Source organism: Brachybacterium sp. AOP3-A1-3, assembly GCF_052378285.1.
In the GTDB taxonomy this organism is placed as follows: Bacteria; Actinomycetota; Actinomycetes; order Actinomycetales; family Dermabacteraceae; genus Brachybacterium.
In genome coordinates, this window is record NZ_JBQSXM010000001.1 from 461,645 (window position 1) to 485,192 (window position 23,548).

23 protein-coding genes are annotated in these 23,548 nt (G+C 71.4%); 5 read left to right on the forward strand and 18 right to left on the reverse strand.

The window, feature by feature from the left end; translation table 11 throughout:
* Window positions 1–23: 23 nt before the first annotated feature.
* The 4 genes from ACT3T5_RS02050 to ACT3T5_RS02065 are packed head-to-tail and all read right to left on the reverse strand — an operon-like array spanning window position 24 to window position 3,785.
* Window positions 24–668, reverse strand: a complete 645-nt coding sequence (locus tag ACT3T5_RS02050; protein ID WP_444593449.1) for a response regulator — start codon at window positions 666–668, stop codon at window positions 24–26.
* Complete coding sequence (locus ACT3T5_RS02055; RefSeq protein WP_444593450.1) at window positions 665–1,885, reverse strand: sensor histidine kinase; 1,221 nt, start codon at window positions 1,883–1,885, stop codon at window positions 665–667. The genes ACT3T5_RS02050 and ACT3T5_RS02055 overlap by 4 nt, the downstream gene beginning before the upstream one ends.
* Before the next feature lie 26 nt (window positions 1,886–1,911).
* On the reverse strand, window positions 1,912–2,742 hold the full coding sequence (locus ACT3T5_RS02060) for an ABC transporter permease (protein WP_444593451.1): 831 nt from the start codon (window positions 2,740–2,742) through the stop codon (window positions 1,912–1,914).
* A 56-nt stretch (window positions 2,743–2,798) separates the two neighbouring features.
* Window positions 2,799–3,785 (reverse strand): ABC transporter ATP-binding protein, encoded by a 987-nt coding sequence (locus ACT3T5_RS02065; protein ID WP_444593452.1) that lies wholly within the window; start codon window positions 3,783–3,785, stop codon window positions 2,799–2,801.
* A 59-nt stretch (window positions 3,786–3,844) separates the two neighbouring features.
* Between ACT3T5_RS02065 and ACT3T5_RS02070 the strand changes: the two genes are divergently transcribed.
* On the forward strand, window positions 3,845–5,437 hold the full coding sequence (locus ACT3T5_RS02070; protein ID WP_444593453.1) for an amidohydrolase: 1,593 nt from the start codon (window positions 3,845–3,847) through the stop codon (window positions 5,435–5,437).
* A gap of 13 nt (window positions 5,438–5,450) precedes the next feature.
* Here ACT3T5_RS02070 and ACT3T5_RS02075 read toward each other — a convergent pair whose 3' ends face one another.
* The 4 genes from ACT3T5_RS02075 to ACT3T5_RS02090 all read right to left on the reverse strand — a co-directional run bounded on the left by ACT3T5_RS02075 (window position 5,451) and on the right by ACT3T5_RS02090 (window position 7,695).
* Entirely contained in the window at window positions 5,451–5,867 is a 417-nt protein-coding gene (locus ACT3T5_RS02075; RefSeq protein WP_444593454.1) for a type II toxin-antitoxin system VapC family toxin, read from the reverse strand.
* On the reverse strand, window positions 5,864–6,097 hold the full coding sequence (locus ACT3T5_RS02080) for a FitA-like ribbon-helix-helix domain-containing protein (protein ID WP_444593455.1): 234 nt from the start codon (window positions 6,095–6,097) through the stop codon (window positions 5,864–5,866). Before ACT3T5_RS02080 ends, ACT3T5_RS02075 begins: the two co-directional genes overlap by 4 nt.
* Before the next feature lie 80 nt (window positions 6,098–6,177).
* The gene (locus tag ACT3T5_RS02085; RefSeq protein WP_444593456.1) at window positions 6,178–6,690 is read right to left on the reverse strand and encodes a CGNR zinc finger domain-containing protein; all 513 of its coding nucleotides are present in this window, start codon (window positions 6,688–6,690) and stop codon (window positions 6,178–6,180) included.
* Window positions 6,691–6,750: 60 nt separating this feature from the next.
* Window positions 6,751–7,695 (reverse strand): GlxA family transcriptional regulator, encoded by a 945-nt coding sequence (locus tag ACT3T5_RS02090; RefSeq protein WP_444593457.1) that lies wholly within the window; start codon window positions 7,693–7,695, stop codon window positions 6,751–6,753.
* A 145-nt stretch (window positions 7,696–7,840) separates the two neighbouring features.
* On the opposite strand from ACT3T5_RS02090, the gene ACT3T5_RS02095 reads away from it, so the two are divergent.
* Window positions 7,841–8,479 carry an isochorismatase family protein gene (locus ACT3T5_RS02095; RefSeq protein WP_444593458.1) on the forward strand — a complete coding sequence of 213 codons (639 nt, stop codon included), beginning with the start codon at window positions 7,841–7,843 and terminating at the stop codon, window positions 8,477–8,479.
* A 30-nt stretch (window positions 8,480–8,509) separates the two neighbouring features.
* On the opposite strand, the gene ACT3T5_RS02100 is transcribed toward ACT3T5_RS02095, so the two are convergent.
* The 5 genes from ACT3T5_RS02100 to ACT3T5_RS02120 form a co-directional block, all read right to left on the reverse strand.
* A complete protein-coding gene (locus tag ACT3T5_RS02100; RefSeq protein ID WP_444593459.1) occupies window positions 8,510–10,774 on the reverse strand; it encodes a heavy metal translocating P-type ATPase in 2,265 nt (754 codons plus the stop codon).
* Between the two features lie 125 nt (window positions 10,775–10,899).
* A complete protein-coding gene (locus ACT3T5_RS02105) occupies window positions 10,900–11,277 on the reverse strand; it encodes a DoxX family protein (RefSeq protein WP_343923737.1) in 378 nt (125 codons plus the stop codon).
* On the reverse strand, window positions 11,274–12,005 hold the full coding sequence (locus ACT3T5_RS02110; RefSeq protein WP_444593460.1) for a VOC family protein: 732 nt from the start codon (window positions 12,003–12,005) through the stop codon (window positions 11,274–11,276). The genes ACT3T5_RS02105 and ACT3T5_RS02110 overlap by 4 nt, the downstream gene beginning before the upstream one ends.
* Window positions 12,006–12,044: 39 nt before the next feature.
* Window positions 12,045–12,857, reverse strand: coding sequence for a GNAT family N-acetyltransferase (locus ACT3T5_RS02115; RefSeq protein ID WP_444593461.1), 813 nt, complete (start codon window positions 12,855–12,857; stop codon window positions 12,045–12,047).
* Window positions 12,854–14,890: a GxGYxYP domain-containing protein gene (locus ACT3T5_RS02120; RefSeq protein ID WP_444593462.1), complete on the reverse strand. Its 2,037-nt coding sequence runs from the start codon at window positions 14,888–14,890 to the stop codon at window positions 12,854–12,856. The genes ACT3T5_RS02115 and ACT3T5_RS02120 overlap by 4 nt, the downstream gene beginning before the upstream one ends.
* A gap of 289 nt (window positions 14,891–15,179) precedes the next feature.
* Here ACT3T5_RS02120 and ACT3T5_RS02125 point away from each other — a divergent pair, with 289 nt between their 5' ends.
* Window positions 15,180–16,079 carry a serine protein kinase RIO gene (locus tag ACT3T5_RS02125; RefSeq protein WP_444593463.1) on the forward strand — a complete coding sequence of 300 codons (900 nt, stop codon included), beginning with the start codon at window positions 15,180–15,182 and terminating at the stop codon, window positions 16,077–16,079.
* Between the two features lie 112 nt (window positions 16,080–16,191).
* A complete protein-coding gene (locus tag ACT3T5_RS02130) occupies window positions 16,192–16,911 on the forward strand; it encodes a nucleotidyltransferase domain-containing protein (RefSeq protein ID WP_444593464.1) in 720 nt (239 codons plus the stop codon).
* A 27-nt stretch (window positions 16,912–16,938) separates the two neighbouring features.
* Here ACT3T5_RS02130 and ACT3T5_RS02135 read toward each other — a convergent pair whose 3' ends face one another.
* From ACT3T5_RS02135 to ACT3T5_RS02150, 4 genes are all read right to left on the reverse strand, one after another.
* A complete protein-coding gene (locus ACT3T5_RS02135; protein WP_444593465.1) occupies window positions 16,939–17,412 on the reverse strand; it encodes a J-domain-containing protein in 474 nt (157 codons plus the stop codon).
* Window positions 17,409–17,876, reverse strand: a complete 468-nt coding sequence (locus ACT3T5_RS02140; protein WP_444593570.1) for an SRPBCC family protein — start codon at window positions 17,874–17,876, stop codon at window positions 17,409–17,411. The genes ACT3T5_RS02135 and ACT3T5_RS02140 overlap by 4 nt, the downstream gene beginning before the upstream one ends.
* Window positions 17,877–17,878: 2 nt before the next feature.
* Window positions 17,879–19,009: a beta-propeller fold lactonase family protein gene (locus tag ACT3T5_RS02145; RefSeq protein WP_444576537.1), complete on the reverse strand. Its 1,131-nt coding sequence runs from the start codon at window positions 19,007–19,009 to the stop codon at window positions 17,879–17,881.
* Window positions 19,010–19,178: 169 nt separating this feature from the next.
* On the reverse strand, window positions 19,179–20,219 hold the full coding sequence (locus ACT3T5_RS02150) for a GNAT family N-acetyltransferase (RefSeq protein WP_444593466.1): 1,041 nt from the start codon (window positions 20,217–20,219) through the stop codon (window positions 19,179–19,181).
* Between the two features lie 160 nt (window positions 20,220–20,379).
* Between ACT3T5_RS02150 and ACT3T5_RS02155 the strand changes: the two genes are divergently transcribed.
* Window positions 20,380–21,474, forward strand: a complete 1,095-nt coding sequence (locus ACT3T5_RS02155; protein ID WP_444593467.1) for a MerR family transcriptional regulator — start codon at window positions 20,380–20,382, stop codon at window positions 21,472–21,474.
* Between the two features lie 72 nt (window positions 21,475–21,546).
* Here ACT3T5_RS02155 and ACT3T5_RS02160 read toward each other — a convergent pair whose 3' ends face one another.
* Window positions 21,547–22,731, reverse strand: a complete 1,185-nt coding sequence (locus tag ACT3T5_RS02160; protein ID WP_444593468.1) for an AAA family ATPase — start codon at window positions 22,729–22,731, stop codon at window positions 21,547–21,549.
* Window positions 22,732–23,548 lie beyond the last annotated feature (817 nt).

Consider the following 23,548-nt stretch of genomic DNA (forward strand, 5'->3'; position numbering starts at 1 on the left):
TGTCCTCCGTGGTCGGGCCGGGGTCAGATCCACCCGTTGTCCGAGGCCGCCCGCACCGCGTCGACCCGGTTGGTGACCCCGATCTTGCCGATCGCGGAGGAGATGTGGTTGCGCACCGTGCCCTCGGACAGGAACAGGGTGGCGGCGATCTGCGCGGTGGTGCCGCCGGCGGCCGCGCTCTGCAGCACCTCGGTCTCCTTCGCGGTGAGCGGGCTGGAGCCGACGGACAGCGACTGCGCGGCGAGCTCGGGGTCCACCACCCGCAGTCCCTGGTCCACCCTGCGGATCGCGTCGACCAGCCGCTCGACGGGAGTGTCCTTGACCATGAAGCCGTGGGCCCCGGCCTCCATCGTGCGGCGCAGGTAGCCGGCGCGCCCGAAGGTGGTCAGCACGATGATCCGCGGCCGGGCCCCGGGCCCACCTGCCGCCTGCAGAGCCTCGGCGACCTCGATGCCGTCGGCCGGGCCGGGGGTCCCGTCGGCCCGGGTCCCGGCCGGCATCTGCACGTCCAGCAGCAGCAGGTCCGGGGTGTGCTCGGCGACGGCGTCGAGGGTGCTTGCCCCGTCGGCCGCCTCCCCCACCACCTCGAGATCGGATTCCAGGCGCAGCAGGGCCACCAGGCCCGAGCGCAGGATCGACTGGTCATCGGCCACCACAAGACGGATCATCGCTGCTCCCCCGTCGCCGCGATCTCGTCGGCCCTGAACCGGTCGCCGCGCGAGTCCTCCATCCGCACGTGCAGCGTCGTCCCGCCGCTCGCTGAGATGACCTCGAGGTGCCCACCGGCCACGGCCACCCGCGCCTGCAGCCCGCGCAGACCCGAGCAGGGGGCGTCCTCGGGAATGCCCACGCCGTCGTCGGTGAGGCGCACGGAGCTCTCGTCCACGGCGATCGTGGCGTGCTCGGCGCGGGAGTGACGCACGATATTGGTGACGCCCTCGCGGATCACGAAGCCGAACAGCTCGGCGCGGTCATCCGGCAGCGGCGGCAGGGCGGTGGGCACCTGGGCCCGGATGCCGACGGTCGCGAGCACGGTGCGAGCCGACGCGATCTCGGTGGCCGCGCGCACGTGCTGCATGCCGCTGGCGGTGGCGCGCACGTCCGACAGCGCCTGGCGCACGGTGCTCTCGATGTGCACGAGCTGCTCACGGGCCGCGTCCGGGTCGGAGTCCAGGAGCCGGCGCGCGAGCTGCGCGGAGATGGTCAGCGAGGTCAGGGAATGGCCGAGAAGGTCGTGGAGGTCGCGGCCGATGCGTTCGCGCTCGGCCGCGACGGCGAGCACGGCGTTGCGCTCCTGGGCGGCCTCGAGTTGGTTCTGGAGCTTCTCCTGGCGGATCCCGTAGCCGATGCCCCAGGACATCACCATGCCCATCACGGCGAGCGCGGTGGCCACGAACTGGAAGGTGATCACCGAGAGCACCACCACGGCCAGGCTCATCGCGACCATCGTGGGAACTGCCCACTTCCACGGCAGCAGCAGAACATGGGTCATGGCCTGGAACATCACCATGAACAGCACGTTCGCACCGATCAGGGGGAACATCGACAGCAGCAGGAGGGTGCACAGCGCGAACCAGGCCAGCCGCACCGGCAGCGAGTACAGCGCGATCCCGCAGCAGGCGACGAAGGCCAGCGCATAGACCAGCAGGATCCCGGTGGCGACGACGGCCCTCCACCCGGGTGCTTCGATCCACGCGTAGATGATCGGGATCGAGACGAACAGGATCGGGGCGACGGAGAAGGCGAGGCCACCGGATTCCACCGCCGCCCGGTACAGGCCGCGCGGGGTGAGCGGTCGGGTGTCGGTCTTGAGGGACCCGTCGCCGTCGCGCAGCCGGGCCCCGAGACCTGGCGTTGTGAGGTCGGCGGCTCTGAGTTCTCCCATGGGACGCATTGTCTCAGTGCCGGGTCTCAGCGCCGGCTCAGGCCCACGGCGCGGGACATGCTCACGGCGCACAGCAGCCCGAGCGCCACGCTCCAGGCCCCGATCACCAGCAGACCCATCACGGGCAGCTCACCGCCGTACAGCGACCATTCGCCCAGGCTCGAGATCCAGTAGGTGGGGAGCGCGTGGCCCACGGACTGCATCCAGCCTGGGAACATCTCCAGCGGCATCCACAGCCCGCCGAAGATCGCCATCGCCATCATCGTCACCACACCGCCGGCCATCGCGGCGCCGCCCTTGAGCACCATGCCGAGCACGAGGCCGATGAGGATCGTGGGCAGCAGCCCGAGCCACAGCACCACGAGGGTCAGGAGGAACGCCCCCATGCTCGCCTCGACCCCGGTGAGCAGGCCCGCGATCCCCACGGCGAGCAGCGCCGGGACGATCACGGCGCTCGCGGCCATCACGGAACCGGCCAGGAACGAGCGCGGCGACAGGCCCGCCACGATCAGCTGGCGCAGGAACCCGTTGCGCTGATCCTCCTGGATCTGGGTGCCGGCGGTGACTGCGGCGCCGAGCCCGCCGTAGGCGGCCATGTTCACCATGATCAGTCCGCCGGCCTCTCCGCCGGCCTCGTTGCCGAACATCATCGAGAACAGCAGGTACATGCCCACCGGCATGAGGATCGTGAACACCATGAACATGACGTTGGTGACCGTCATGCGGGTGGTGTGCAGGGCGTAGTGCAGGGTGCGTCGGGCGGCCGACGGGGCGGCGTCCGCACGAGCGGCAGGTGCCGCGGTCACGGCGGCTCCCGTGCCGGAGCTGAGGACGGTGGATTCTGCGGGTGCGGTCATGGCGGCGCTCCGGAGTGCGGCGGTGGGTCCAGGGGTGGCGGGAACTGCTGCGCGGCTCATCGATCTGCTCCGTCCGGGGCTGTAGATCCTGTGTGGTCAGAGTGGTCGGTGATGCGCAGGAAGGCCTCCTCGAGGCCGGGGGCGGAGACCAGCACCTCGTGGACCTCGCCCGCGAGGCCCCCGGTGAACAGGGCGGCGAGCGCGGCATCGGAATCCGAGCACAGGGCGCGCACGCGCTCGGGGTCGGTCTCGTCGGCCCCGGCGCTCTCCACTCCGGGCAGGGCCGCGACGGCGACGGCGTCGGCCCCGCGCAGCGTGATCACGCGCCCGCCCACGACGGCGCTGATCTCGGGCCCGGTGCCGTCGGCGACCACGCGGCCGCGGTCCATGACGATCACGCGGCGCGCCTCGCGCTCGGCCTCATCGAGGTGGTGGGTGGCGAAGACGATGGTGCGGCCGGTCGCGGCGACGTCGCGCATCTGGTTCCAGAAGGCGCGGCGGGCACCGATGTCCATGCCGACCGTCGGCTCGTCCAGCAGCAGCACCTGCGGATCGCCGAGCAGGGCGATCGCGAAGCGCACCCGCTGGGCCTGCCCGCCGGAGAGGGCGCCGATGCGCCGGGTCAGGAGGTCGGTGATGTCGGCCTGCGCCGCGACCTGCGGCAGCGGCATCGGGTGGGCCTGGAGGGAGTGCAGCATCCGCAGCATCGAGCGCACGCTCTGGTCCGGGAGCAGCGCCCCGCTCTGGAGCATGGTGCCGATCAGCCCGGTGCGGGTGGCGGTGACGGGGTCGGTGCCGAGGATCTGCACCTGTCCGGTGTCCGCGGTGGCCAGGCCCACCATCATCTCCATGGCGGTGGATTTGCCGGCGCCGTTGGGGCCCAGCAGGGCCACGATCTCGCCGGAGCCGATCTCGAGGTCGAGACCGGCCAGGGCGCGGATCTGCCCATAGGACTTCGTCACGCCGCGCAGGCTGATCGCGGCGTGCGGATCGAGGGTCGGGGTCCTGGGTGCGGAGGTGCCGGTGGCGGTCGAGGTGCTCATGGCCATCAGCCTTCCGCGCACGGCCCGCACGTCCCAGCCCCTCAGGTCACCCTCCACCCATGACAGCAGTCACGGGCGTGCGGGTCCGGGCGAGGCAGGGCGGGGCGGACCAGGGCTGCGCGGGCTACGCTGGATCGGTGCTGATCAGACAGGTGCGGCCCCTCGACGCCGTGAGCGGACGGACGCCGGCCCGACCAGTGGACCTCCGCCTCCACGACGGCGCGATCAGCGAGATCGCCCCGCGCCTCTCCCCTGCGACCGGCGAGGAGATCCTCGACGCCGGGGGCGCGATCGCGATCCCCGGGCTCTGGGACCAGCACGTGCACACCGGGCAGCTCGCCCAGGCCCATGCCCGGCTCGACACCGGCGGCGCCGAGAGCGTGGGCGTGATCCTCGAGCTGGTGCGGGCCGAGCTCGCGCTGCGTCGGGACACCGGCACGCCGGGCGACCGGGCCCTGATCGGCTTCGGGCACCGTCTGGTGGATCTCGCGATCCGGCCCACGGTCCCCGCGCTCGACGAGGTCACCGGCCCGGCGCCGACGGTGCTGATCGGCGGCGACGCCCACCACGCCTGGCTGAACTCGTCGGCCCTGGCGCTGCTGGGCCTTCCCCCGCGCGACGGCATCCTCGCGGAGGAGGACTGGTTCGCCCTCGCCCCGCGGCTGCTGGAGCTGCCGGGCGTCGCCGAGTCGTTCACGACCGGCGCGGCGATGATGCAGCGCCAGGCCCTGCAGCGCGGCGTCGTGGGCCTGGTGGACATGGAGTGGGGCCGCCCTTGGGAGACCTGGCCGGACCGGTCGCCGCGGATGCGGATCCGCACGGCCGTCTATCCCGCGGAGCTCGCGCACGCCCCCGGGCCGACGGGCACCGTCCTGGATTCGACGGGGCTCGTGACCATGGGCCCGTTGAAGGTGATCGTCGACGGGGCCCTGGGCTCCCATTCCGCGTACACGCGGGAGGCCTACTCCGACGGGCACGGCTATGCGGGCCGCGGGGTGCTGAGCTTCGGCACGGACGAGCTGACCGCCGCGCTGGAGCAGGCGAAGTCCCAGGGCCTCACCGCCGCGGTGCACGCGATCGGCGATGCCGCCGCCCAGCTGGCCCTGGACGCGATCGCCCAGGTGGGGATCCCCTCGCGCATCGAGCATGCCCAGATGCTCACCGACGCCGACGTGGCCCGCATGGCGGAGCTCGGCGTGACCGCGTCGGTGCAGCCCGCCCATCTGCTGGATGACCGCGATGCCACCGAGAGCGTGTGGCCCGGGCACGGTGCGCAGGCGTTCCGGCTGCGGGATCTGCTCACCGCCGGGGTTCCGCTGGCCCTCGGCTCCGATGCCCCCGTCGCCCCGCTGGACCCGTGGCTGGCCATGGCGGCTGCGGTGCACCGCAGCGCCGACGACCGTCCCGGCTGGCACCCCGAGCAGCAGCTGCAGCCCCGCGAGGCTTTCGCCGCATCGACCGACGGCATCACGTCCCTGCAGGTCGGCGGCCCCGCGGACCTCGTGCTGCTCGGAAGCGACCCCTTCGCCGACGTGCCGCTCGGAGCCGACGGCCTCATGGTCGACACCGCCGCCCGCGAGGCCGCGCACCGCCTGCAGGAGACGGCCGTGCTCGAGACGATCGTCGCCGGGCAGGCCTCCAGCGGGCGCTGACGAGCTCGCGTCGTCAGCGGGTATCGCCACCGTCCTGAGCGATTGTGGTGAGCGACGGGAACGCCCTGGCGAGGCGGCGATCGAAAGTCAGCACCCTCACCTCGTGCCCCGGGACGGACAGGGTCTCGGCGAGCGCGAGGTAGATGGCGTCGTACGCCGAGGCGTTGTCCCGCTTCCCCCAGGCCACCCGGAGCAGAGGTCGATCGGAGTACCAGGCGATCCCCAGGTCCTCCATGTCGACCAGGGCTTCCTGGGCACGGGTTGCGTCCAGTCCTCTGCCGCGCGTCCACGCCCGCAGAATGCTGAGAATCTCCACCCCCAGCAGTTCCGGCGCAGCGAGCTCGTGCCCGTCGAGGGTTGCGGCGATGGCAGGGGCCGACGGTTGGTCCAGCAGGAGTTCCGCAGCGACCGAGGCGTCGAGGACGATCACTCCCCGGACCGCTCGGCCCGGGCGCGGGCGAGCTCGTCGATCGCGAGGGTCAGCTCCGGCGTCGACCGGGCAGAGATCCGCGCCAGCACCTCTGAGCGCGAAGGCACGGACGCCAGCCGGTCGAGCTCGGCGCGGAGGTACTCGCTCAGCGAGACCCCGCGGGACGCGGCGCGCCGCTTGAGGACCTCGGCCGTCTCGGGCCGGACGTCACGTACCTGGAGGGTGCTCATGGTCTGACCGTAGTCGTGCATGCACAGCGCATGCAAGGGTGTCCGCAACTGATGCCGGGCCCACGATCACCCAAGGAACCTCACCCGCGCAGAGCGCTCTCCCGCTCCTGCTTGCGGGCGTAGGCCCTTGATGCCCGTACCCGGTCGCCGCAGCGCGTGGAGCACCAGTGGCGACGGGCGTGGGTCCGGAGCAAGAAACGATCGCAGGAGGGTGCGCTGCACTTCGCCACCGACCCTGCCTCCTCGCTCGTCAGCAGCACGGCGGCCTCCTCGGCGATCTGCGCCATGGCGTGCTCGACCTGCCGCGTCACGGGATGGGAGGTCACCCGATGGAGGCCCCGATCCTCGCTGAACTGCACCAGCTGCGCACTGGGCGCGCGGGTGAGCGCACGATTGACGCCGTCCAGGGTCTCGGGCGTGGGGGCGGCGCCCTCCACCTGTGCGGCGAACAGTGCGCGCAGCGTCTCGCGCAGCCCGGCGAGCTGGTTCTGGCAGTACTCCATGACCTCACCGGCGCCGACGAGATCATGCTGGTGACGATGGGGCACTCCCGCGAGGTCCAGGCCCGCACCCTGGAGCTGATCGCAGACCACTACGGCCTCCCGCAGGACGTCGACGCCTGAGTCGCGCTGGTCGCGCTCGGGAACCGGCGCTCAGCGGTCCCGGAACTGGCGCCGGTACTGCGTCGGCGAGATCCCGAGGGATCGGGTGAACGCCTGGCGCATGGTCACGACGCTCCCCCATCCGGCGTCCCCGGCGATCTGCTCGACACTGCGGTCCGTGGTCTCCAGGAGCCGACGCGCCTCGTCGAGCCTCTGCGCCTTCACCCAGACCGCGGCCGTCGTGCCCGTCGCTGCCGGGAACGCACGCGCAAAAGTCCGTGGGCTCATGTGGGCGGCGCGCGCGAGCCGCGAGGCGGGCAGCGGCGCGCCCAGGTGCTCGAGCGCCCAGGCCATGGCACGGGAGAGCTGGTCCTGCTCGTCCTGCTCGGGGACGGGACGCTCGATGTACTGGGCCTGCCCGCCCTCGCGGTGCGGGGCGATCACCAGGGAGCGGGCCACTTTGTTCGCCGCGTCCGTGCCGAGCCGGGCACGCACCAGATGCAGGCACGCGTCGAGTCCGGAGGCGGTCCCTGCCGAGGTCAGCACGTCACCATGGTCGACGTACAGCACTGTCTCATCGAGCTCCAGGTCCGGATGGCGTGCGCTGAGCAGTCCGAAGGCCTGCCAGTGCGTCACGGCGGCTCGACCCGCCAGCAGACCGGCATCGGCCACGGGAATCGTCCCCAGGCACAAGCCGACGATGGTGGCCCCGCGAGCATGCGCGGCGACCAGGCGTTCCAGCATCTCGTGGCCCGCGAGCCGACCGTCCGCATGCCAGGTGGGCACCACGAGCACCTCCGCCCCTGCGGCCTCGCCCCAGTCCTGCACCCCGGTGACGGCATATCCCTCGGCCGTCCCGACGGACCCCCCGTTCTCGTTGACCAGGAACGTCTCCCAGGGCGCGATCCCCAGTCGAGCCACCTCGTCGAACACCATCTGGGGGACCGAGAGATGGAACAGCGTCGTGCCCTCGACAGCGTAGATCCCGATGCGCATGCAGAACCTCCCGGGGAACCGATCTCGGTCTGGCTGAATCTCATCGTATATCGGCAATCATGCCACTGGGCCGTGAGGGGGACCCGTAGGAGGCTCGAGAGGTGCCACACCCGGCGGCACCCTCGACAGACCCAGGAGATCCTCCATGACCACCCCTCGTCGCGCCCTCATCGTCATCGACGTGCAGCAGGACTACTTCAGCGGACCGCTGGAGATCCAGCACCCCGCCCACACCGACTCGCTGCCCACCATCACGCGCACGATCGACGCCGCGGAGGAGGCAGGCATGCCGATCGCCGTCTTCCAGCACACCGGGGGCGAGGGCTCCCCCGTCTTCGACCCGAGCCAGCCCGGTTTCTCACTGCATCCCGACGTCGAGGGTCGCCGCACCAGCAGCTGGAAGAGCATCGTGAAGCGCTTCGGCTCGGTCTACGCCGACACCGACCTCGCCGCCTGGCTCCGCGAGCAGGACGTCGACACCGTCACCCTGGTCGGCTACATGACCAACAACTGCGTCCTCGCCTCCGCGGTGGAGGGTGAGGCCCTCGGGTTCACCACCGAGGTGCTCAGCGACGCGACCGGCGCCATCAACATCGCCAACGAGGCCGGTTTCGCCACCGCGCAGACCGTCCACGAGACGATCATGGCGGTGCTGAACTCGAACCTCGCCGCCGTCGCGACCTGCGCCGCCTGGACCGAAGCGGTCTCCGCCGGCGAGTCCCTGCCCGCGAGCGACCTGGGCACCTCCGCCATGATGGGAGCCCAGCAGGCGGCCGACGCCTGAGCCCCGTTCGGGGACGACGAGGCACCGACGTCAGGATCTCCCGGCGATGCTCCGGAAGCCGCGCAGCCGCAGGCTGTTGCCCACGACGAACACGCTGGAGAAGGCCATCGCAGCGCCGGCGAGCATGGGGTTGAGCATGCCCAGGGCGGCGATCGGGATCGCGGCGACGTTGTAGGCGAAGGCCCAGAAGAGGTTCACCTTGATCGTGGACAGGGTGCGGCGGGAGAGGCGGATCGCGTCGACTGCGCTGCGGAGGTCGCCGCGCACGAGCGTGATGTCCGAGGCCTCGATCGCGACGTCGGTGCCGGTGCCCATCGCGAGGCCGAGATCGGCCTGGGCGAGGGCCGGGGCGTCGTTGACGCCATCGCCGACCATCGCGACGATGCGCCCTTCCGCCTGGAGCCGCGTGACGACGTCGACCTTCTGCGCGGGCAGCACCTCGGCGATGACCTCGTCGATCCCGACCTCGGCAGCGATCTGCCGGGCGACGGTCTCGTTGTCCCCGGTCAGGAGCACCGGGCGCAGGCCCAGCTCCTTCATCTGCGCGATGGCCTGCGCGCTGGTGGGTTTGACCGCGTCGGCCACGACGAGGATCCCTCGGGCCGCGCCGTCCCAGCCGACGGCGACGACCGTCCGCCCCTTCCCCTCGGCCTCCGCCTTCGCGGCGGCGACCTCCGGGGAGAGCGCCATCTGCTCCTCGGCCAGGAGCGCCTCTCGACCCACGAGCACCGCGCGACCCTCGACCGTCCCTCGCACCCCCGTGCCGGGAATGTTGAGGAACTCGGACGGAGCAGGAAGCACCCCGACCTCCTGGGTCGCGCCCCGCGCGATGGCCTGCGCGATCGGGTGCTCCGAGGAGTCCTCCACCGCCCCGGCCATCCGCAGCACCTCGGCGCGATCCGTGCCGTGATCCGTCACGACATCCACCAGGGTCATCTTCCCGGTGGTCACGGTGCCGGTCTTGTCGAGCACGACGGTGTCGACGGTGCGTGTGGACTCCAGGACCTCCGGGCCCTTGATGAGCACGCCCATCTGCGCTCCGCGACCGGTTCCGACGAGCAGGGCGGTGGGAGTCGCGAGACCCAGGGCGCACGGGCAGGCGATGACGAGCACGGCGACGGCGGCCGTGAATCCCGCGGTGACGGGGAAGCCCAGAAGGAGCCAGGCCGCCAGGGTGAGAACGGCGATCACGAGGACGATCGGCACGAAGATGCCGGAGATCCGATCGGCCAGGCGCTGCACCTCGGCCTTGCCGGTCTGTGCCTCCTCGACGAGCTTCGCCATCTGGGCGAGCTGGGTGTCGCCGCCGACGCGGGTCGCCCGCACCACCAGGCGACCACCCGCGTTGACGGTCGCCCCGGTGACGGCGTCACCCTCGGCGACCTCGGCCGGCACGGACTCGCCGGTGAGCATCGAGACGTCGACCGCGGAGGTCCCGGCGATGATGACGCCGTCGGTCGCGATCTTCTCGCCGGGCCGGACGATGAACTCATCGCCCACCACGAGGTCGCGGGCGGGGATCGTCCGCTCCTGACCGTCGCGGAGCACGGAGACCTCCTTGGCGCCCATCTCGAGCAGGGCACGCAGGGCGGCTCCGGCCTGCCGCTTGGACCGCTTCTCGACGTAGCGGCCGGCGAGGAGGAACATCGTGACGCCGGCTCCGACCTCGAGGTAGATGGTGGCCGCGCCGTCCGACGGGGAGATCGTCAGCTCGAAGGGGTGGGTCATGCCGGGCATCCCGGCGGTGCCGAGGAACAGGGCGTAGAGCGACCACAGGAGCGCGGCGGAGGTGCCCATCGAGATGAGCGTGTCCATCGTGGCCGCGCCCTGCTTGAGGTTCGCCCAGGCCGCCTTGTGGAACGGCCAGGCACCCCAGACGATCACCGGGGCGGCGAGCGCGAGGGAGAGCCACTGCCAGTAGGTGAACTGCAGCGCCGGGATCATCGCCATCGCGATGACGGGCACGCTCAGCACGATCGAGCCGATCAGGCGCTGGCGCAGGGCGATCAGCTCGAGATCCGGCGCCGGCTCCTCGGCGCCATCGCTCTGCGCGCCGCGGGCCGACGGGGGCGTCGGGAGCGCGGCGGTATAACCGGACTTCTCGACCTCGGCGACGAGCAGCTGCGGGTCATACCCCTCCGGGGCGGTGACCTTGGCCTTCTCGGTGGCGTAGTTGACGCTCGCCGAGACGCCGTCGAGCTTGTTGAGCTTGCGCTCGATCCGGTTCGCGCAGGAAGCACAGGTCATCCCGCCGATCTCCAGCTCGATACCCGACTCCGCGACGTGCATGCTCATCGCCACCCCCTTTTATTCGATACCCCCTAGGGGTATGTAACTGTTGCTCGAAGCATACCCCCTCCCCGTATGAATCGCCACCCCGACGGCGCGAGAACGAGAGCAGGTACGCCATACAGCCCCGGTCAGCCCCGATCCACCGCCGTCACCACGTGCCTGGCCTGGGCGATGAGCACGCCCTGCAGCGGCAGGCGCCCCAGGGCGATGGCCCGCTTCCGCGGCCGGGCACCGCGCCAGTCGTACGCCATCTGGAGGTTCGCGGGGAACACCGCCACGAACAGGGCCGCTGCCGCGATCCCGCCCAGGCGACGGGTGCTCGGCACGGCGAGCAGCCCGGCCACGCCGAGCTCCGCCGCCCCGGAGGCGTAGGTGTAGACCCGGGCCCGTCCGGGCAGCGCCCTCGGCACGATGCCGTCGAAGGTCTCCGGTCGCGCGAGGTGCAGAATTCCCGCCCCGCCGAGCAGCACGGCCAGGAAGCCTGCTGTCCTCCGCCCGCCGCTCATGCCGCCGCCCCGGGAACCGGCAGCACGCAGAACTCGTTGCCGGAGGGATCCTGGAACACCCGCCAGGGCAGGTCGCCCCAGTTGTGGCGGAGCTCCCACCCGCCCCGCTCGGCGATCTGCGCGGCGATCTCGTCGGCGTCGTCCCCCGGCTCGAGACGCACGTCCAGGTGGATCGGGTTCTTGGCCCCGGGCACCTTGGGCGCGGGCTCCGGATACAGCGACAGCAGCGGACCGCTCAGCGACGGGTGCCGCAGGGCCCGCGGTGCCTGGCCGTCCACATCGACCCAGCCGGTCAGCCACGCCCAGAAGTCGGCGTCCCGCTCCGGATCGGACGAGTCCAGCGGCAGGGCGGCGATCGGCCCGGTGGCGACGAACTCCTCCCGCTCCTCCATCACGCAGAACGCGCCGCCCTCGGGGTCGGCGAGCACGATCCAGGGCACGTCCCCCTGCCCGATGTCGAGGTCGCTCGCCCCGAGCTCCCGCAGACGCGCCGCAACGTCCTGCTGCTGCTCACCACCGCGCAGGTCCAGGTGCAGGCGCTGCGGCGACGTGGGCGGCTCGGGAACCCGGGCGAAGCACAGGTCGAGGTACGCGCCGCCGCCGATATCGAGCCGGGTCTCGAGGATGTCGAGCTCCGCGGTCAGAGTGGTGGTGCCCAGCGCCGCCTCCCAGAAGCGGCCGACGCGGACAGGGTCGATGGCATCGATGCCGAGGTTCTCCAGGAACATCGAGCCAGTCTCCCGGCCGACGGCACCGGGCGTCCAGCCCTATCTCCCGGGTGTCCCCGATCGCCGCACCCACGGCGTGGTCGTGGAGACGGCCACCAGTCCCGAGCGCTCGAGGATGGGGCGGGAGAACCGGGAGGAGTCGCTGTGCAGGTACCGATAGCCCGACTCGAGCGCCGCTCGGGCCCTCGCTGCGGTGAGCGCCCGGTAGATCCCGCGATGCCGGAACTCCGGCAGCGTCGCCCCGCCCCAGATCCCGACGAACTCCGTGCCCACAACGGGGATCAGACGGCCGGCGCTCACCGGCCGACCGTCGACCTCGGCGACCCACTGCTGCGCCCCGTCGTCCCGGGCGAGCAGTGCGACCAGGGCGTCGGCGCGGGATCCGTCGACCTCCTTCCCGAAGGCACGATCGGTCATCGCGCTCACGGCCCGCACGTCGGCCTCCTCCGTCGCGCGCCGCACGCGCACCCCCTCGGGCACCCGGCCGTCGCCGACGAGCCCCTCGAGGGGCCCGATCATGATCGACTCCGTCTCCTCGGCCTGGAAGCCGTGCGCGACAAGAGCCTCCTCGAGCCCCGGTGCGGCATCGTGCCCGCGGCTCTTCCACTCGATCTCCCGCACCGACCCGTCCGTGTCGAAGTGCGCCACCGCCACCGCGACCAGCTCGCGGACCTCGCTGGCCCCCGCCGGTTCGAGGCGGCGATAGGTCACGAACCCGCGGCCGCCCGTGAGCCGGACGAGCCACAGGGGCCCGTGCCGCGTCACGTCGAGCGCTCCGTCGAAGTCCGCCTCCTCGCGCAGCTGCTCGTCGTAGGCGGCGAGCAGCTGCGTGTCCGTGGGGTCAGCGCTCATGCGGTCTGTGCGAACAGGTCGAAGAACTCATCGGCGAGGAGCACCTCGACGTCCTCGGGGAGGCCCTGCACGAGGGCGACCACATCGCTCGGCGTCCAGTTCCAGGCGTTGATGAGGCCGGCCAGGAACAGCGGGCCGTCCCCGTCGTGCTCCTGGATCCGCGCGAGCAGCTCGGAGCGGAACTCCTCGACCCCGCCGGGCGGGTAGAAGGTGCCGATCAGCGGCACTGCCGCGCCGGCGTCGGTGATCCGGCCCGATTCGTCGGTCTGGATGATGCCGCGCAGCTCGACGTCCTCGGCGTAGGACTCCAGCACCCAGTCCGGCAGGACGGGCGAGACCCCGCCGGGCACGGGCGTGGAATAGGCGTAGACGACGTCGAGCCCGGTGCGCTTCTGATACCGCCCGGAGAGCTGCGTGAACACGGCGAGCTCGTCCTCCGGCCAGGAGTCGCCGTAGGTGTAGCCGGCTCCGGAGGGCCCGCACACGAGCAGGTCGTTCTCGGTCGAGGTGACCTGGAAGTGATGGAGCAGCGCGGGGCCGATGTCCTCCAGCAGCGGGGAGACGGTCCAGTTCATCGGCACGGCGCCGCGGCCGGGGTCGTCCCACAGCTCGCGCATGTGCCGCTGGCAGTACTGGATGTTGTCACCCTCGCCGATGGTGAGGGTCAGGTAGGTGCGGTTCTCCGGGGCGGCCGTGGATCGCGCCGAGGGGGTCGCACTGACGTGCGCGCGGATCGCGGAGAGCACGCTCCCGTTCGCGTAGAAGTCCGCCGCCACGACGATCACCCCGGCCCGGCTGCACAGCTCGACGCCGGACCACTCCCCCGAGACGTCGTTGGAGAACCAGCCCGCGTACGCGGTGCCGGGCTCGACCTGCTCCAGCAGGTCCTCGAACTGGCTCCCGCTGGCTCCCGAGGGCGGCAGCCAGCTGACCAGCGCTCCGGTCGCGACCGCGAAGTCCCGGAAGGAGGCGAACGGCTCGACGCGGGTGGGCGCCTGGTCGGTCGCGGAGATGACGAACTGGTTCTCCACCTCGATCGCGGCGCTCACGGCCGACGTCCCCGCAGGGACCTCGACGCGGTAGATGAACGACCCGCCGCCGTCGGCGAAGCGCAGGCCTTCTTTGGTCGAGGAGCCGCTGCCGTCGAACAGGAACGGGGTCTCCTCGTCGGTGCCGGGCACGAACGACGCGATCACCGCGCCGTCCGCGGTCACCTCGACGGCGTGCACGGCGGGGCCCCAGCCGTCCTGGGGGAAGGCGTCGCTCAGGCGCAGGAAGATCGCGTCGGCCCCGAGCGAGCCCGAGAGGTCGACGGTGTACGTGTCGAGGTTCGAGGAGTCGGTGACCCGGTCCTCCTCGCGCAGCAGCTCGGTCCACGTGATCCCCTCGACGGTGACCGTGTGCGTGGGCGGCAGGCCCACCAGCACCTCGCGGGTGCACTCCGGCCAGAGGGTCGACATCGCCCAGTCGTGCACCGCGGCGGGATCGTCCTCGAAGCGGCCGGTGAGGTCCTCGAGCACGCTCAGGCCGTGCGCCTGCACCTGCTCGGCGTTCGCGACGAGCCCTCCGCGCAGGCCGGCGATCGTGGTGGCGAGGTTGATCGTGTGCGGGGAGTCCATGTCGTAGACGACGGCCCCGGCGACGCGGTCGCGGTAGGTCTCGAGCAGGATGAACGGGTCCTCGACCCGGGTCGCCCGCACGGGCAGGTCGGGGATCCAGGTCTCGTCGACAGGGTCGAGGATCAGGTAGATCTCGGGACGGTCGCGGTTCACGAGCCCCTGCAGGGTGATCAGCAGCAGACGGTCGAAGCCGTCGAGCTCCCGGGCGTCCGCGACCACGATCTTCCCGGCCGCACTGAACATCGGGAACACGTGCCCGCGCTTCCAGTGCACGGCTCGGGCATCCGGGGGCCCGCCGGCCAGGGCCGGAGCACCCATGCCGACGCCGAGCGCCGCGGCGCCCACGGATCCCGCGAGCACCGCGCGGCGCGAGAACGGGTGGGCGGGCTGGGCATGATGCAGGTCGGACGTCATCGTCGACTCCTGATCGGGGGAGAGGGATCTTGAGGCTAACCGTCCGAAGTGCAACGTGGGAAGAGTTTCCCTGAACCGGTTAATGACCAGCGGCGAGGAACGGTCGATCGGCACTCGGTAAATAGGTGGACCCCGGCATCGCGCCCCTCTAGGGTGGACCCATCGCCGCCCCGGACGGGCCGGCCCTGAGGGAAGGAGGACCTGATGGTTGTCACCGCGCTGACCCCTGCAGTCCTCCGTTCCACCCCGACCTGCTGAGCTTCTCGCAGGTCCTCCCTCAGGAGACCCCATGACACCGTCCTTCGATCAGGACGCCTTCTTCGCCCGTTCCTTTCTCACCGCCACCGTCGCCGAGCTCGACGACGACCAGCGCTGGTCCACCTGGCCCGAGACCGCCCGCACCATCGACCGCGGCCCGCAGCCCTTCCCCGCCTGGATCGTCCAGCACGACGGCGCGATCGACACCGAGCTCGGCATCCTCAAGACCGGCAAGGAGGCCGACGCCTTCCTGCTCGATCGCGCCCTGCCCGAGGAGCTGCTCACCGGCTCTCCGGGTGAGGCCACCCTGATGGTCGCCAAGCGCTACCGCGCCCCGGAGCACTCCTCGTTCCACCGCTCCCACGAGTACTCCGAGGGCCGCCGCGGGAAGGACACCCGCGAAGCCCGCGCCATGGCCAAGGGCACCGCCTTCGGCAAGCAGGTCGCGGCCGCCCAGTGGGCCCGCACCGAGTTCGACGTGCTCAAGCGTCTGTGGGAGGCGGGCCTGCCGGTCCCCTACCCGATCCAGATCGTCGGCACCGAGGTGTGCATGGAGTTCATCGGCACCGACGACGAGCGCGGGGCGGTCGCCGCGCCGCGCCTGCAGGAGACCAGCCCCGACGCGGCCACAACCACGCGCTGGGCGGCGCGGCTGCGCGACGTGGTCATCGACCTCGCCGGTCTCGGCCTGGTCCACGGCGACCTCTCGCCGTACAACATCCTGATCGACTCCCGCGCCGAGGTACCGGATCCGGTGGTCATCGACGTCCCCCAGGTCATCGACCTGATCGCGAACCCCAAGGGACCAGATTTCCTGCGCCGCGACTGCACGAACGTGTGCGCCTGGCTGCTCGCGCACGGGGCGTCACCGTCGGCCGCGGACCCCGAGGAGTGGTTCGCGGAGTCCATGCGCCGCTGGGAGACCCCATGATCACCGATGCCCGCCTGCAGGAGATCGCCGAGCAGGTGGTGGCCGTGCAGGGGATCCGCGCTGTCACTCTCGGGGCAGTCGCGCCCGGGGGACCCATCACGCCGATTCCGATGTGGACCTCGGCCTCTACTACGAGGCGTCCGCGCTCGACCGGCCCGCCCTGCGGGAGGCAGCCAGCACGATCGTCGGCTCCCCGGTCGACGTCGCCGGGCCGGGCGGCTGGGGCCCCTGGGTCGACGGCGGCGCCTGGCTCACGGTCGACGGCACGCCCGTGGACCTGATCCTGCGGGACGTGGACCGGGTGCGCGAACAGTGCCGTCGTGCCCGGCGCGGCGAGTTCGCCGTCCACCACCAGACCGGGCATCCCCTCGGATACGTCGACATCGCCTATGCGGGCGAGGTCGCCACCTGCCGACCTCTGGTCGATCCCCGAGGCGTCCTCGAGGAGCTCCGCCACGGCCTGGACCCGTATCCCGCTCCCCTGCGCGATGCCCTGGTCGAGCAGCTCCGGACGGCGGAATTCCTCGTCGGCGGTGCCGCGAAGGTGACGGGCCGCGGCGATGTCGCCTACCTCCAGCTGTGCTGCGCGACGGCCCTGATGTGGTGCGCGCACGCCTGGCACGCCGATGCCGGGGCGTGGGTGACGACCGAGAAGGGCCTCGTGCCCGCGGTCGCCCGCCTCCCCCTCGAGACCCAGGATTTCGCGAGTCGAGCGACAGCCGCGCTGTCCACGATCGGTCAGGACCTCTCGGAGCCCGCGCTCACCGCGGCGGTGCGCACCGTGCGTGCGCTGATCACCACGGCGCAGGAGTCGCTGGCCGACGGGCGCTGAGCCCTCCGACCCCTCCGAGCTCCCGGCTCATCCCCGTCGGCCGAAGAGCCACCAGCGCCGACGGGGCCGTCGGCCCTCGACCGCGGTCTCGGCCCGAGCCGGTTCGCGGTCGGCCGTCGCGGCGCGCAGCTCCCGCCAGCGCTCCACGGCGTCCTCGGGATCCATCTCGGGGGCCATCATGCGGGCCAGCGGGTTCGCGCGGCGGTCCTCGTGCACCCGCTGGGTGAACTCGGCGGCGAACTCGCGAACCGCCTGCTCGCTCCGCAGCTCGACCAGGGTGTCGTCGCGCCGCTCGTACTCGCGACGCAGCAGCATCACCACAGGCAGCAGGGCGTCGCGGTCCACATCGTCCTCGGCGAGGCGCTGCCGGATCCACCAGTCCGGGTCCGGGGAAGCCGGAAGGTCCAGCGGCTTGCCGGCGCCGGACAGGTCATCGAAGTCGCCGCGGGCGATGGCCTGCTCGAGCTCGCTCTGGACCCGGGCGTCGTCCCGCGAGCTCATGGCCCGTCCGCGCCCTCGGCGAGACGGGCGAGCCGGTCGATCGAGGCGCGCAGGTTCTCGGCGGTGTATCCGGCGGCCTTGGCCAGTCGCTTCTCGTCGGTCAGCCGTGACCAGTCATAGGTGTGGGTGACGAGGGTGCGCCGGGAGTCGAGCTCCTCGAGCTCCCAGCCCCACCGGTGCCCGGGCGTCTCCTCGCCCTCCGGGGCCGGCATCCAGGCGATCTCACGTCCCTCGATGAAGGCGACGACATGGTTCTCGCGCACGCCCCCGTTGCGGTTGGTCATGACGAACACATCCCCCACCGCCATCACCCGCTGACCGGGGGCGGCCTCGGCGAGATTGTCGTTCCCGTCCCAGCGCGGCTGCTCCGCCGGATCGGCGATCAGGGCGAAGATCGCTCCGGCCGGGGCCGCGATCTCCCGGGATGCGCTGATCACGCGGCTGCTCGGGTCATCCTGAACCATGCTCACATCATCTCCTCGGCGCGGGTGGTGTCGTCGAAGACGTCGATCGACCCCGCATAGTTGGCGACCCAGATGCGTCGCTGGGTCGGCTCGTAGGTGACACCGATCGGGTTCTGCCCGACCTCCACCGTCTGGATCTCCTCCAGGGTCTCCGTGTCGAACTTGGAGACCGTGTTGGCGTAGTAGTTCACCACGTACAGCGCGAGACCGTCGGGCGAGATCGCCATCGAGCGCGGCTCGCGGCCGGTCTCCGCCTCCCGCAGCACCTCGCCGGTCGCCGGATCCAGCTCCAGCAGCCGGTCGGAGCCGGACTCGGTGAGGTACATGCGGCTCGCATCCGGCGAGAGGACCAGGTGGCGGGGCTTGCGGCCGGTCTCCAGCACCAGCTCGCTCTCCCCGGTCACCAGGTCGACCCGGTACAGCTCGTCGGCGTACATCGCGGTCACATAGGCGGTGCGGTTGTCCGGCAGCACCACACTGCCGCGCGGGGCGGAGTCCACGGGGATCTGGCGGGTCTCGACGCCCTCGGCCAGGTCCACGACGGAGACGCTCGAGTCGCACCAGTTCGAGACCAGGGCGAGGCTGCCGTCGGGCGAGAGGGAGATGAACTTCGGGACCCTCCCGACCTCGATGACTTGGTCCCACCGGCCGCTCGCGAGATTCAGTCGGTACACGGCGGACTTCCCGATCGCGTCGCCGTTCGCGCAGTCGTCGGTCGCCTTCGCTCCTGCGCCGGGGCCCTGGAGCCGGTACTGGGACACGTACGCATAGGCGCCGTCGGGCGAGAACACCGCCTCCACCGGAGCGCCCTGTGTGACGCCGGCGCGGTCCTCGATCCCGAAGTCGGACAGGTCCACCTCGTCGGAGACGGTCGCGGTCAGCTCGAGGGTCTCCGCGTCATACAGCGTCGAGCTGTGGCTGTACATCATGTTGTTCGCGATGACTGTGCCGCCCGGGCCGGCGACCACGGACTTCGGGGTGATGTCCCCGGTGATCCGCGTGCGGTGGTCCATCCGGGTGGAGTTGGAGGGGTCCCCCGGCGGCAGCACAGCCTGCGGAGCCCTCTCCTGGGCGGGCGCGGACGCGTCGGTGAGCAGGCCCGTGAGCATCCCGCCGGACATGATGACGGCCATGATCGCGATCATCAGGGTGAACTGCTCGTGCGGCCGCCCGGGCCGCAATGATCTCCTGAGATGCCGTGCCTGCACGCTGATCCCCCTCGGCCGGTGGTCACGAACCTAGGCCGAGCGGTGCCCGTCGGCGGGGAGCCGAGGAGCGCCGGGCGTGTCGCGGGATCCCGCCTCAGAGCTGCGGGCGGCCCTGCAGCGCGAGCTCGCGATACGCGATCCGGTACCCGAGCGCCTCGTTGATCGCGATCATCCACGGGTTCACGTGCGAGTTCCAGGTGGCGATCGAGCGCACCTGCGGCGCCTGCTCCGTGAGCAGCCGATGCGTGGCGACCTTCAGCCCGAGACCCAGCCGGTGTCCCCGATGATCGGGCATCACCAGCGTGTTCTCCTGCCAGGCTATCGTCGTCCCCTCCTCCTGCTGGAGGTGCACCTCGCAGTTGCCCACGAAGCAGCCGTCGGGCGCGACGGCGACGGCGACGATCGCGCGCGTGCCGGCGTCCTGGAGCCTCTGCATCACCAGGCGGATCCGCTCGGGCGTGTACTCGGTCGCCTCGTGCTCGACCTCCTCGTCGGGCTCATCCAGCTCGAGCTGGCGCAGGAGCACTCCGTAGGCCTCCAGATGCTCCTCGGGGATCTCGCCGTCCCACAGCTCGATGCGGTAGTCGCCGATCTTCTCGTCGACCTGGGCCTGCAGCTGATCCAGCAGCGAGTCCTCGAGCGGGAGCGGCAGGATGCGGCACACCGCGAGGTTCTTGCGGGAGATGCCCAGTCGCGCGGCGAGACGGTTCGTCGGCGCCGACGGGTCATCGGGGTCGCCGTCGGCCGGGATCGCGCCGTAGCACTCCACCAGGGAGCGCCCGGACTCCCGGATCGCCGGGATCAGCGCCTCCTCCACGAGGGCGGTGGCGATTCCGTGACCGCGGTAGGCCGGATGCACCGAGGCCCCCACCGAGATGGTGTCGAGGTTGTCCTGCTGCGGGAGGTGCACCGAGGCGATCCCGGCGAGGACCTCCCCGCCCTCCACCGGCTCGGCGACCGCCACCCAGCGCTGGGTGCTGGAGTAGGGGGTGTCGGTGAGCAGCACCCGTCGCTGGGCGAGCGTGAACACCTCGCTGCCCCCGTGCGCCGCCTCGTCCAGCGCGACGTCGAGGGCGCCGTACTGGGTGAGCTCGAGATCGGACGCGGGGTCCAGAGGACGGATCGAGAAGTGCATGTTCGCAGTGCATCACAGAGAATCACCGGAGGTCGACAGAATATTCGGAGGCTCCGGGCCGGGCCCGCTTGACTCTGCCCCGGGGACAGTCCGGAGCGTGGTCCGTGCCGGGAACGCCCCGGTGCCCGAGGACCTCGGGCGAGGCACGACGGAGGAACGCATGGCGCAGGGAGATCCGGAGGCAGCGCTGCTGAGCATCGGCGAGCTGGCCACGGCCAGCGGGCTCAGCCCGAAGGCGCTGCGGATGTACGCCGAGTCGGGACTGCTCCCGCCGCGACGCATCGATCCCTTCACCGGCTACCGCTCCTACGGCGCCGACCAGGTGGGGCGGGCGCAGCTGATCGCGTCCCTGCGGGGACTCGGGATGGGGCTCGCCCGCATCCAGGTGCTCTGCGACCTCGAGGCGGCCGCCGCCGTCACCGAACTGCGCTCCTGGTGGCGGCAGGAGGAGGCCGACGCCTTCTCCCGCGGCGCCGCCGTCCGTGCTCTCGCCCATGACCTCGGGCAACGTCCCCAGGAGGACAGGACCATGACCGCATCCACCACGAACCACCCCACCGCGCCCCTGCAGGTCGCGACCGCCGCCGAGCGCGGACCCGTGCGCACCGCCCAGCAGGACGCCGTGGCCACCCGCGAGCTCCCCGGCGGCGCCGTGCTGCTCGCCCTGGCCGACGGCTTCGGCGGAGACGACGACCTCGCCGCACGGATCCTCTCTGCGTTTGTCGGGGCTGTCGGGCAGGACCCGTCGGCCGATCCGCTCGCCGCCCTCGACGCCGCCTGGTCCGCCGCCGAGGCGCTGATCCCGCCGGACGGGCCCGACGGAACCACCCTGACGGCGGCGCTGATCCATGCCGGCCGCCTGCATGTCGCGCATATCGGTGACACGCGTGCGACGCTCGTGCGCGGCACCCGGATCGAGGCGGTCACCCAGGACCACACCCACCTGCGCTCGCTCGTCGCAGCCGGCCGCATCGCCCCGGAGGAGGTCGCCGCGCATCCTGATCGTGCCGTGCTCAACCGTGCACTGGCCGCCGGCGCTCCGACCGCCCCGGACCTGCTGATCCGTCAGCTCGAGCCGGGCGACCTCGTGCTGCTCTCCTCGGACGGGCTGCACGCGGTGGTCGAGCCGTCGGCCCTCGCCGATGCCCTCACCGTGCCGGCAGCCGACGTCGACCAGCTGGCCGACGATCTGGTCGCCCTGGCCCTCGAGGCCGGCGGGCCGGACAACGTCGCGGTCGCCCTCGCCCGGATCTGACGGCGGGTCGCGCGGGGCGGGTGGAGCGGGCAGGGCAGGCAGGCAGGACAGGGCCGCGTAGCCATCAGCTGATCACTTCCCTGCCCGTCCGCGCCGCGAGCGATGGGACCGCGTCAGTCCCTTGCCGGGCTCCGTCGCCGCCCCCTCCGCCTGCTCATGGAGCAGCGCCGCCCCGAGATAGGGCAGGGCGAACTCCACGAGGCCGCGTCCGGCGGGGCGGATCAGCTCGTCGTCGATCAGCCGCTCCCGGTACGTGGACTGGTTGCGCGGGTCCACGCCCATCCGCTCGGCGATGTCCCCGACCTTCGAGGGCCCGTCGTCCGCGAGCATCGCGTGGAGGTACTCGCGCTTGCGGGCGCTGAGGCCGCGCAGGGCCGGACCGTGCACGTTCTTGATCATCGCCGCGACCACGCCGTCGCGCCCGCCGCGCACGTCCTCGATCTCGATCGTGTCGGCGTCACCGCTGTTCTGCCAGGCCTTCGAGCCGATGAGCTGGATCAGGTACGGGTAGCCCTGCGAGATCTCCCCGGCGAGCACCGCCGCCTCGGGGGTGATGGTCTTCGCGGTGTCGGCGATGGTCATCCGGATCGCCTCGGCCGCAGTGCCCACGTCGACGCTGCCCACCTCGATGCGGTGCGCACGACGCAGGAAGGTGGTGCGCTCGTGGTCGAGCAGGGCGTCGACCCCGGGCCGCACCCCGGCGGCGAGGAACGCGACGGCGTGCCCGGACCCGATGAGGTCCTGCACGTGCTGGGTGATCGCATGCAGCTGATCGCGGTCCACGGACTGCAGCTCGTCGAGGGTGACGAGGAGACCGCCGCCGTCCTCGTCGGTGAGCGCCGCGAGCCGGTCGAGCACCGTGGTGAGCGGTTCCCCCTCCCCCTCGTAGCGCTGATGGATCTCCCGGGAGGCGCCGGCTCCCGAGATCCGCGCGGACGTGAGCCGCGAGGTCTCCGCCTCGGGGTCCAGCTCGCGCAGGCGGGCGATCGCCGTGCCCCGCAGCTCGTCCACCAGGGAGCTCGAGGAGGTGTGCACGCGCAGGTCGGTCCATCCCGCGTCGAGCGCGAGCTCCTTGAACTCGGTCAGCAGCACCGTCTTCCCGGAACCGCGCGCGCCGGAGATGAGGATCGCCCGCGCCTCGGGGACGTTGCCGGCCAGGGCCGCCGTGAAGTCCTCGATGGCTTCGGCGCGGCCCGCGAGGATGAACGGAGTGAGGCCGAATCCGGGGGTGAAGGGATTGCCGGTCCTGCGATCCATGGAGGTCCTGTCTGGAGTGAGGTGTCGGGTCGTGCTGTCGGGCAGCGGCGTCGGGCAGCGGCGTGGAACAGTGCCATGCCACGACGACTCTCTCGTGTGGGTGACTGTATGTAAAGGGGCCGACGGTCCACCAGGACGGCCCGACGGATCCAGCCGACGGGGCCCGGGCCGTCGACCGCCGTCACGACTCCGTCGGACCGAGGTTCAGCACCCCAGGTGGACCGTCAAGAATGCAGTCCGTACACCACGCGCCGTGTCATCTCCATACGCACTTCCGGGCATTCACGTCCCATTCTTTCCTCCACAGTGACAGGTTATCCACAACACGCTGGTCGCATCGCTCGTCCACTGAACCTACTCCCCACTCACCTCCCCGCAGAGTTCTCGCGGACCAACTCGACAGCGCCAGCTCGAAAACCTTGACAACCCCCATGTGACGCTGCGTGAACTGCATCGATGTGCACAACGCTGACCACGTGACCAGCTCGACGACGGCCGCGCAGGCAGCCCTCCCCCATGGCACCACTCTCACCGAACGCCACCTTTCCTCCACAGTGGGCGGTTATCCACAATTTCATACACATTGCTCGTGAGGTCTTTCGTAACGGTGTTCGATCACGTAAAATGAAGTGAAGTCGTCGGCAGTGAGGCCGACGTTTTCCAGGGGTGGGAAGGAGGGGTTGTCGTGGGTGAGGAGTTCGAGCAGGATTCGCTGTCCGGCCGTGGGCAGGATGGGCCTGCGAGCAGCGTTTCGGGCGAGCGCTCCGGCGGCCCTTCCGGTACCGCCTCCGATCCCGGTGTTGTGCCTCCGGTGCCG

What these genes read in the sequence shown, in the direction of transcription:
- ACT3T5_RS02050 (WP_444593449.1), bottom strand. Translation starts at nt 668, where the DNA reads ATGATCCGTCTTGTGGTGGCCGATGACCAGTCGATCCTGCGCTCGGGC.
- ACT3T5_RS02055 (WP_444593450.1), bottom strand. Translation starts at nt 1,885, where the DNA reads ATGGGAGAACTCAGAGCCGCCGACCTCACAACGCCAGGTCTCGGGGCC.
- ACT3T5_RS02060 (WP_444593451.1), bottom strand. Translation starts at nt 2,742, where the DNA reads ATGACCGCACCCGCAGAATCCACCGTCCTCAGCTCCGGCACGGGAGCC.
- ACT3T5_RS02065 (WP_444593452.1), bottom strand. Translation starts at nt 3,785, where the DNA reads ATGAGCACCTCGACCGCCACCGGCACCTCCGCACCCAGGACCCCGACC.
- ACT3T5_RS02070 (WP_444593453.1), top strand. Translation starts at nt 3,845, where the DNA reads ATGACAGCAGTCACGGGCGTGCGGGTCCGGGCGAGGCAGGGCGGGGCG.
- ACT3T5_RS02080 (WP_444593455.1), bottom strand. Translation starts at nt 6,097, where the DNA reads ATGAGCACCCTCCAGGTACGTGACGTCCGGCCCGAGACGGCCGAGGTC.
- ACT3T5_RS02090 (WP_444593457.1), bottom strand. Translation starts at nt 7,695, where the DNA reads ATGCGCATCGGGATCTACGCTGTCGAGGGCACGACGCTGTTCCATCTC.
- ACT3T5_RS02095 (WP_444593458.1), top strand. Translation starts at nt 7,841, where the DNA reads ATGACCACCCCTCGTCGCGCCCTCATCGTCATCGACGTGCAGCAGGAC.
- ACT3T5_RS02100 (WP_444593459.1), bottom strand. Translation starts at nt 10,774, where the DNA reads ATGAGCATGCACGTCGCGGAGTCGGGTATCGAGCTGGAGATCGGCGGG.
- ACT3T5_RS02105 (WP_343923737.1), bottom strand. Translation starts at nt 11,277, where the DNA reads ATGAGCGGCGGGCGGAGGACAGCAGGCTTCCTGGCCGTGCTGCTCGGC.
- ACT3T5_RS02110 (WP_444593460.1), bottom strand. Translation starts at nt 12,005, where the DNA reads ATGTTCCTGGAGAACCTCGGCATCGATGCCATCGACCCTGTCCGCGTC.
- ACT3T5_RS02115 (WP_444593461.1), bottom strand. Translation starts at nt 12,857, where the DNA reads ATGAGCGCTGACCCCACGGACACGCAGCTGCTCGCCGCCTACGACGAG.
- ACT3T5_RS02120 (WP_444593462.1), bottom strand. Translation starts at nt 14,890, where the DNA reads ATGACGTCCGACCTGCATCATGCCCAGCCCGCCCACCCGTTCTCGCGC.
- ACT3T5_RS02125 (WP_444593463.1), top strand. Translation starts at nt 15,180, where the DNA reads ATGACACCGTCCTTCGATCAGGACGCCTTCTTCGCCCGTTCCTTTCTC.
- ACT3T5_RS02135 (WP_444593465.1), bottom strand. Translation starts at nt 17,412, where the DNA reads ATGAGCTCGCGGGACGACGCCCGGGTCCAGAGCGAGCTCGAGCAGGCC.
- ACT3T5_RS02140 (WP_444593570.1), bottom strand. Translation starts at nt 17,876, where the DNA reads ATGGTTCAGGATGACCCGAGCAGCCGCGTGATCAGCGCATCCCGGGAG.
- ACT3T5_RS02145 (WP_444576537.1), bottom strand. Translation starts at nt 19,009, where the DNA reads ATGGCCGTCATCATGTCCGGCGGGATGCTCACGGGCCTGCTCACCGAC.
- ACT3T5_RS02150 (WP_444593466.1), bottom strand. Translation starts at nt 20,219, where the DNA reads ATGCACTTCTCGATCCGTCCTCTGGACCCCGCGTCCGATCTCGAGCTC.
- ACT3T5_RS02155 (WP_444593467.1), top strand. Translation starts at nt 20,380, where the DNA reads ATGGCGCAGGGAGATCCGGAGGCAGCGCTGCTGAGCATCGGCGAGCTG.
- ACT3T5_RS02160 (WP_444593468.1), bottom strand. Translation starts at nt 22,731, where the DNA reads ATGGATCGCAGGACCGGCAATCCCTTCACCCCCGGATTCGGCCTCACT.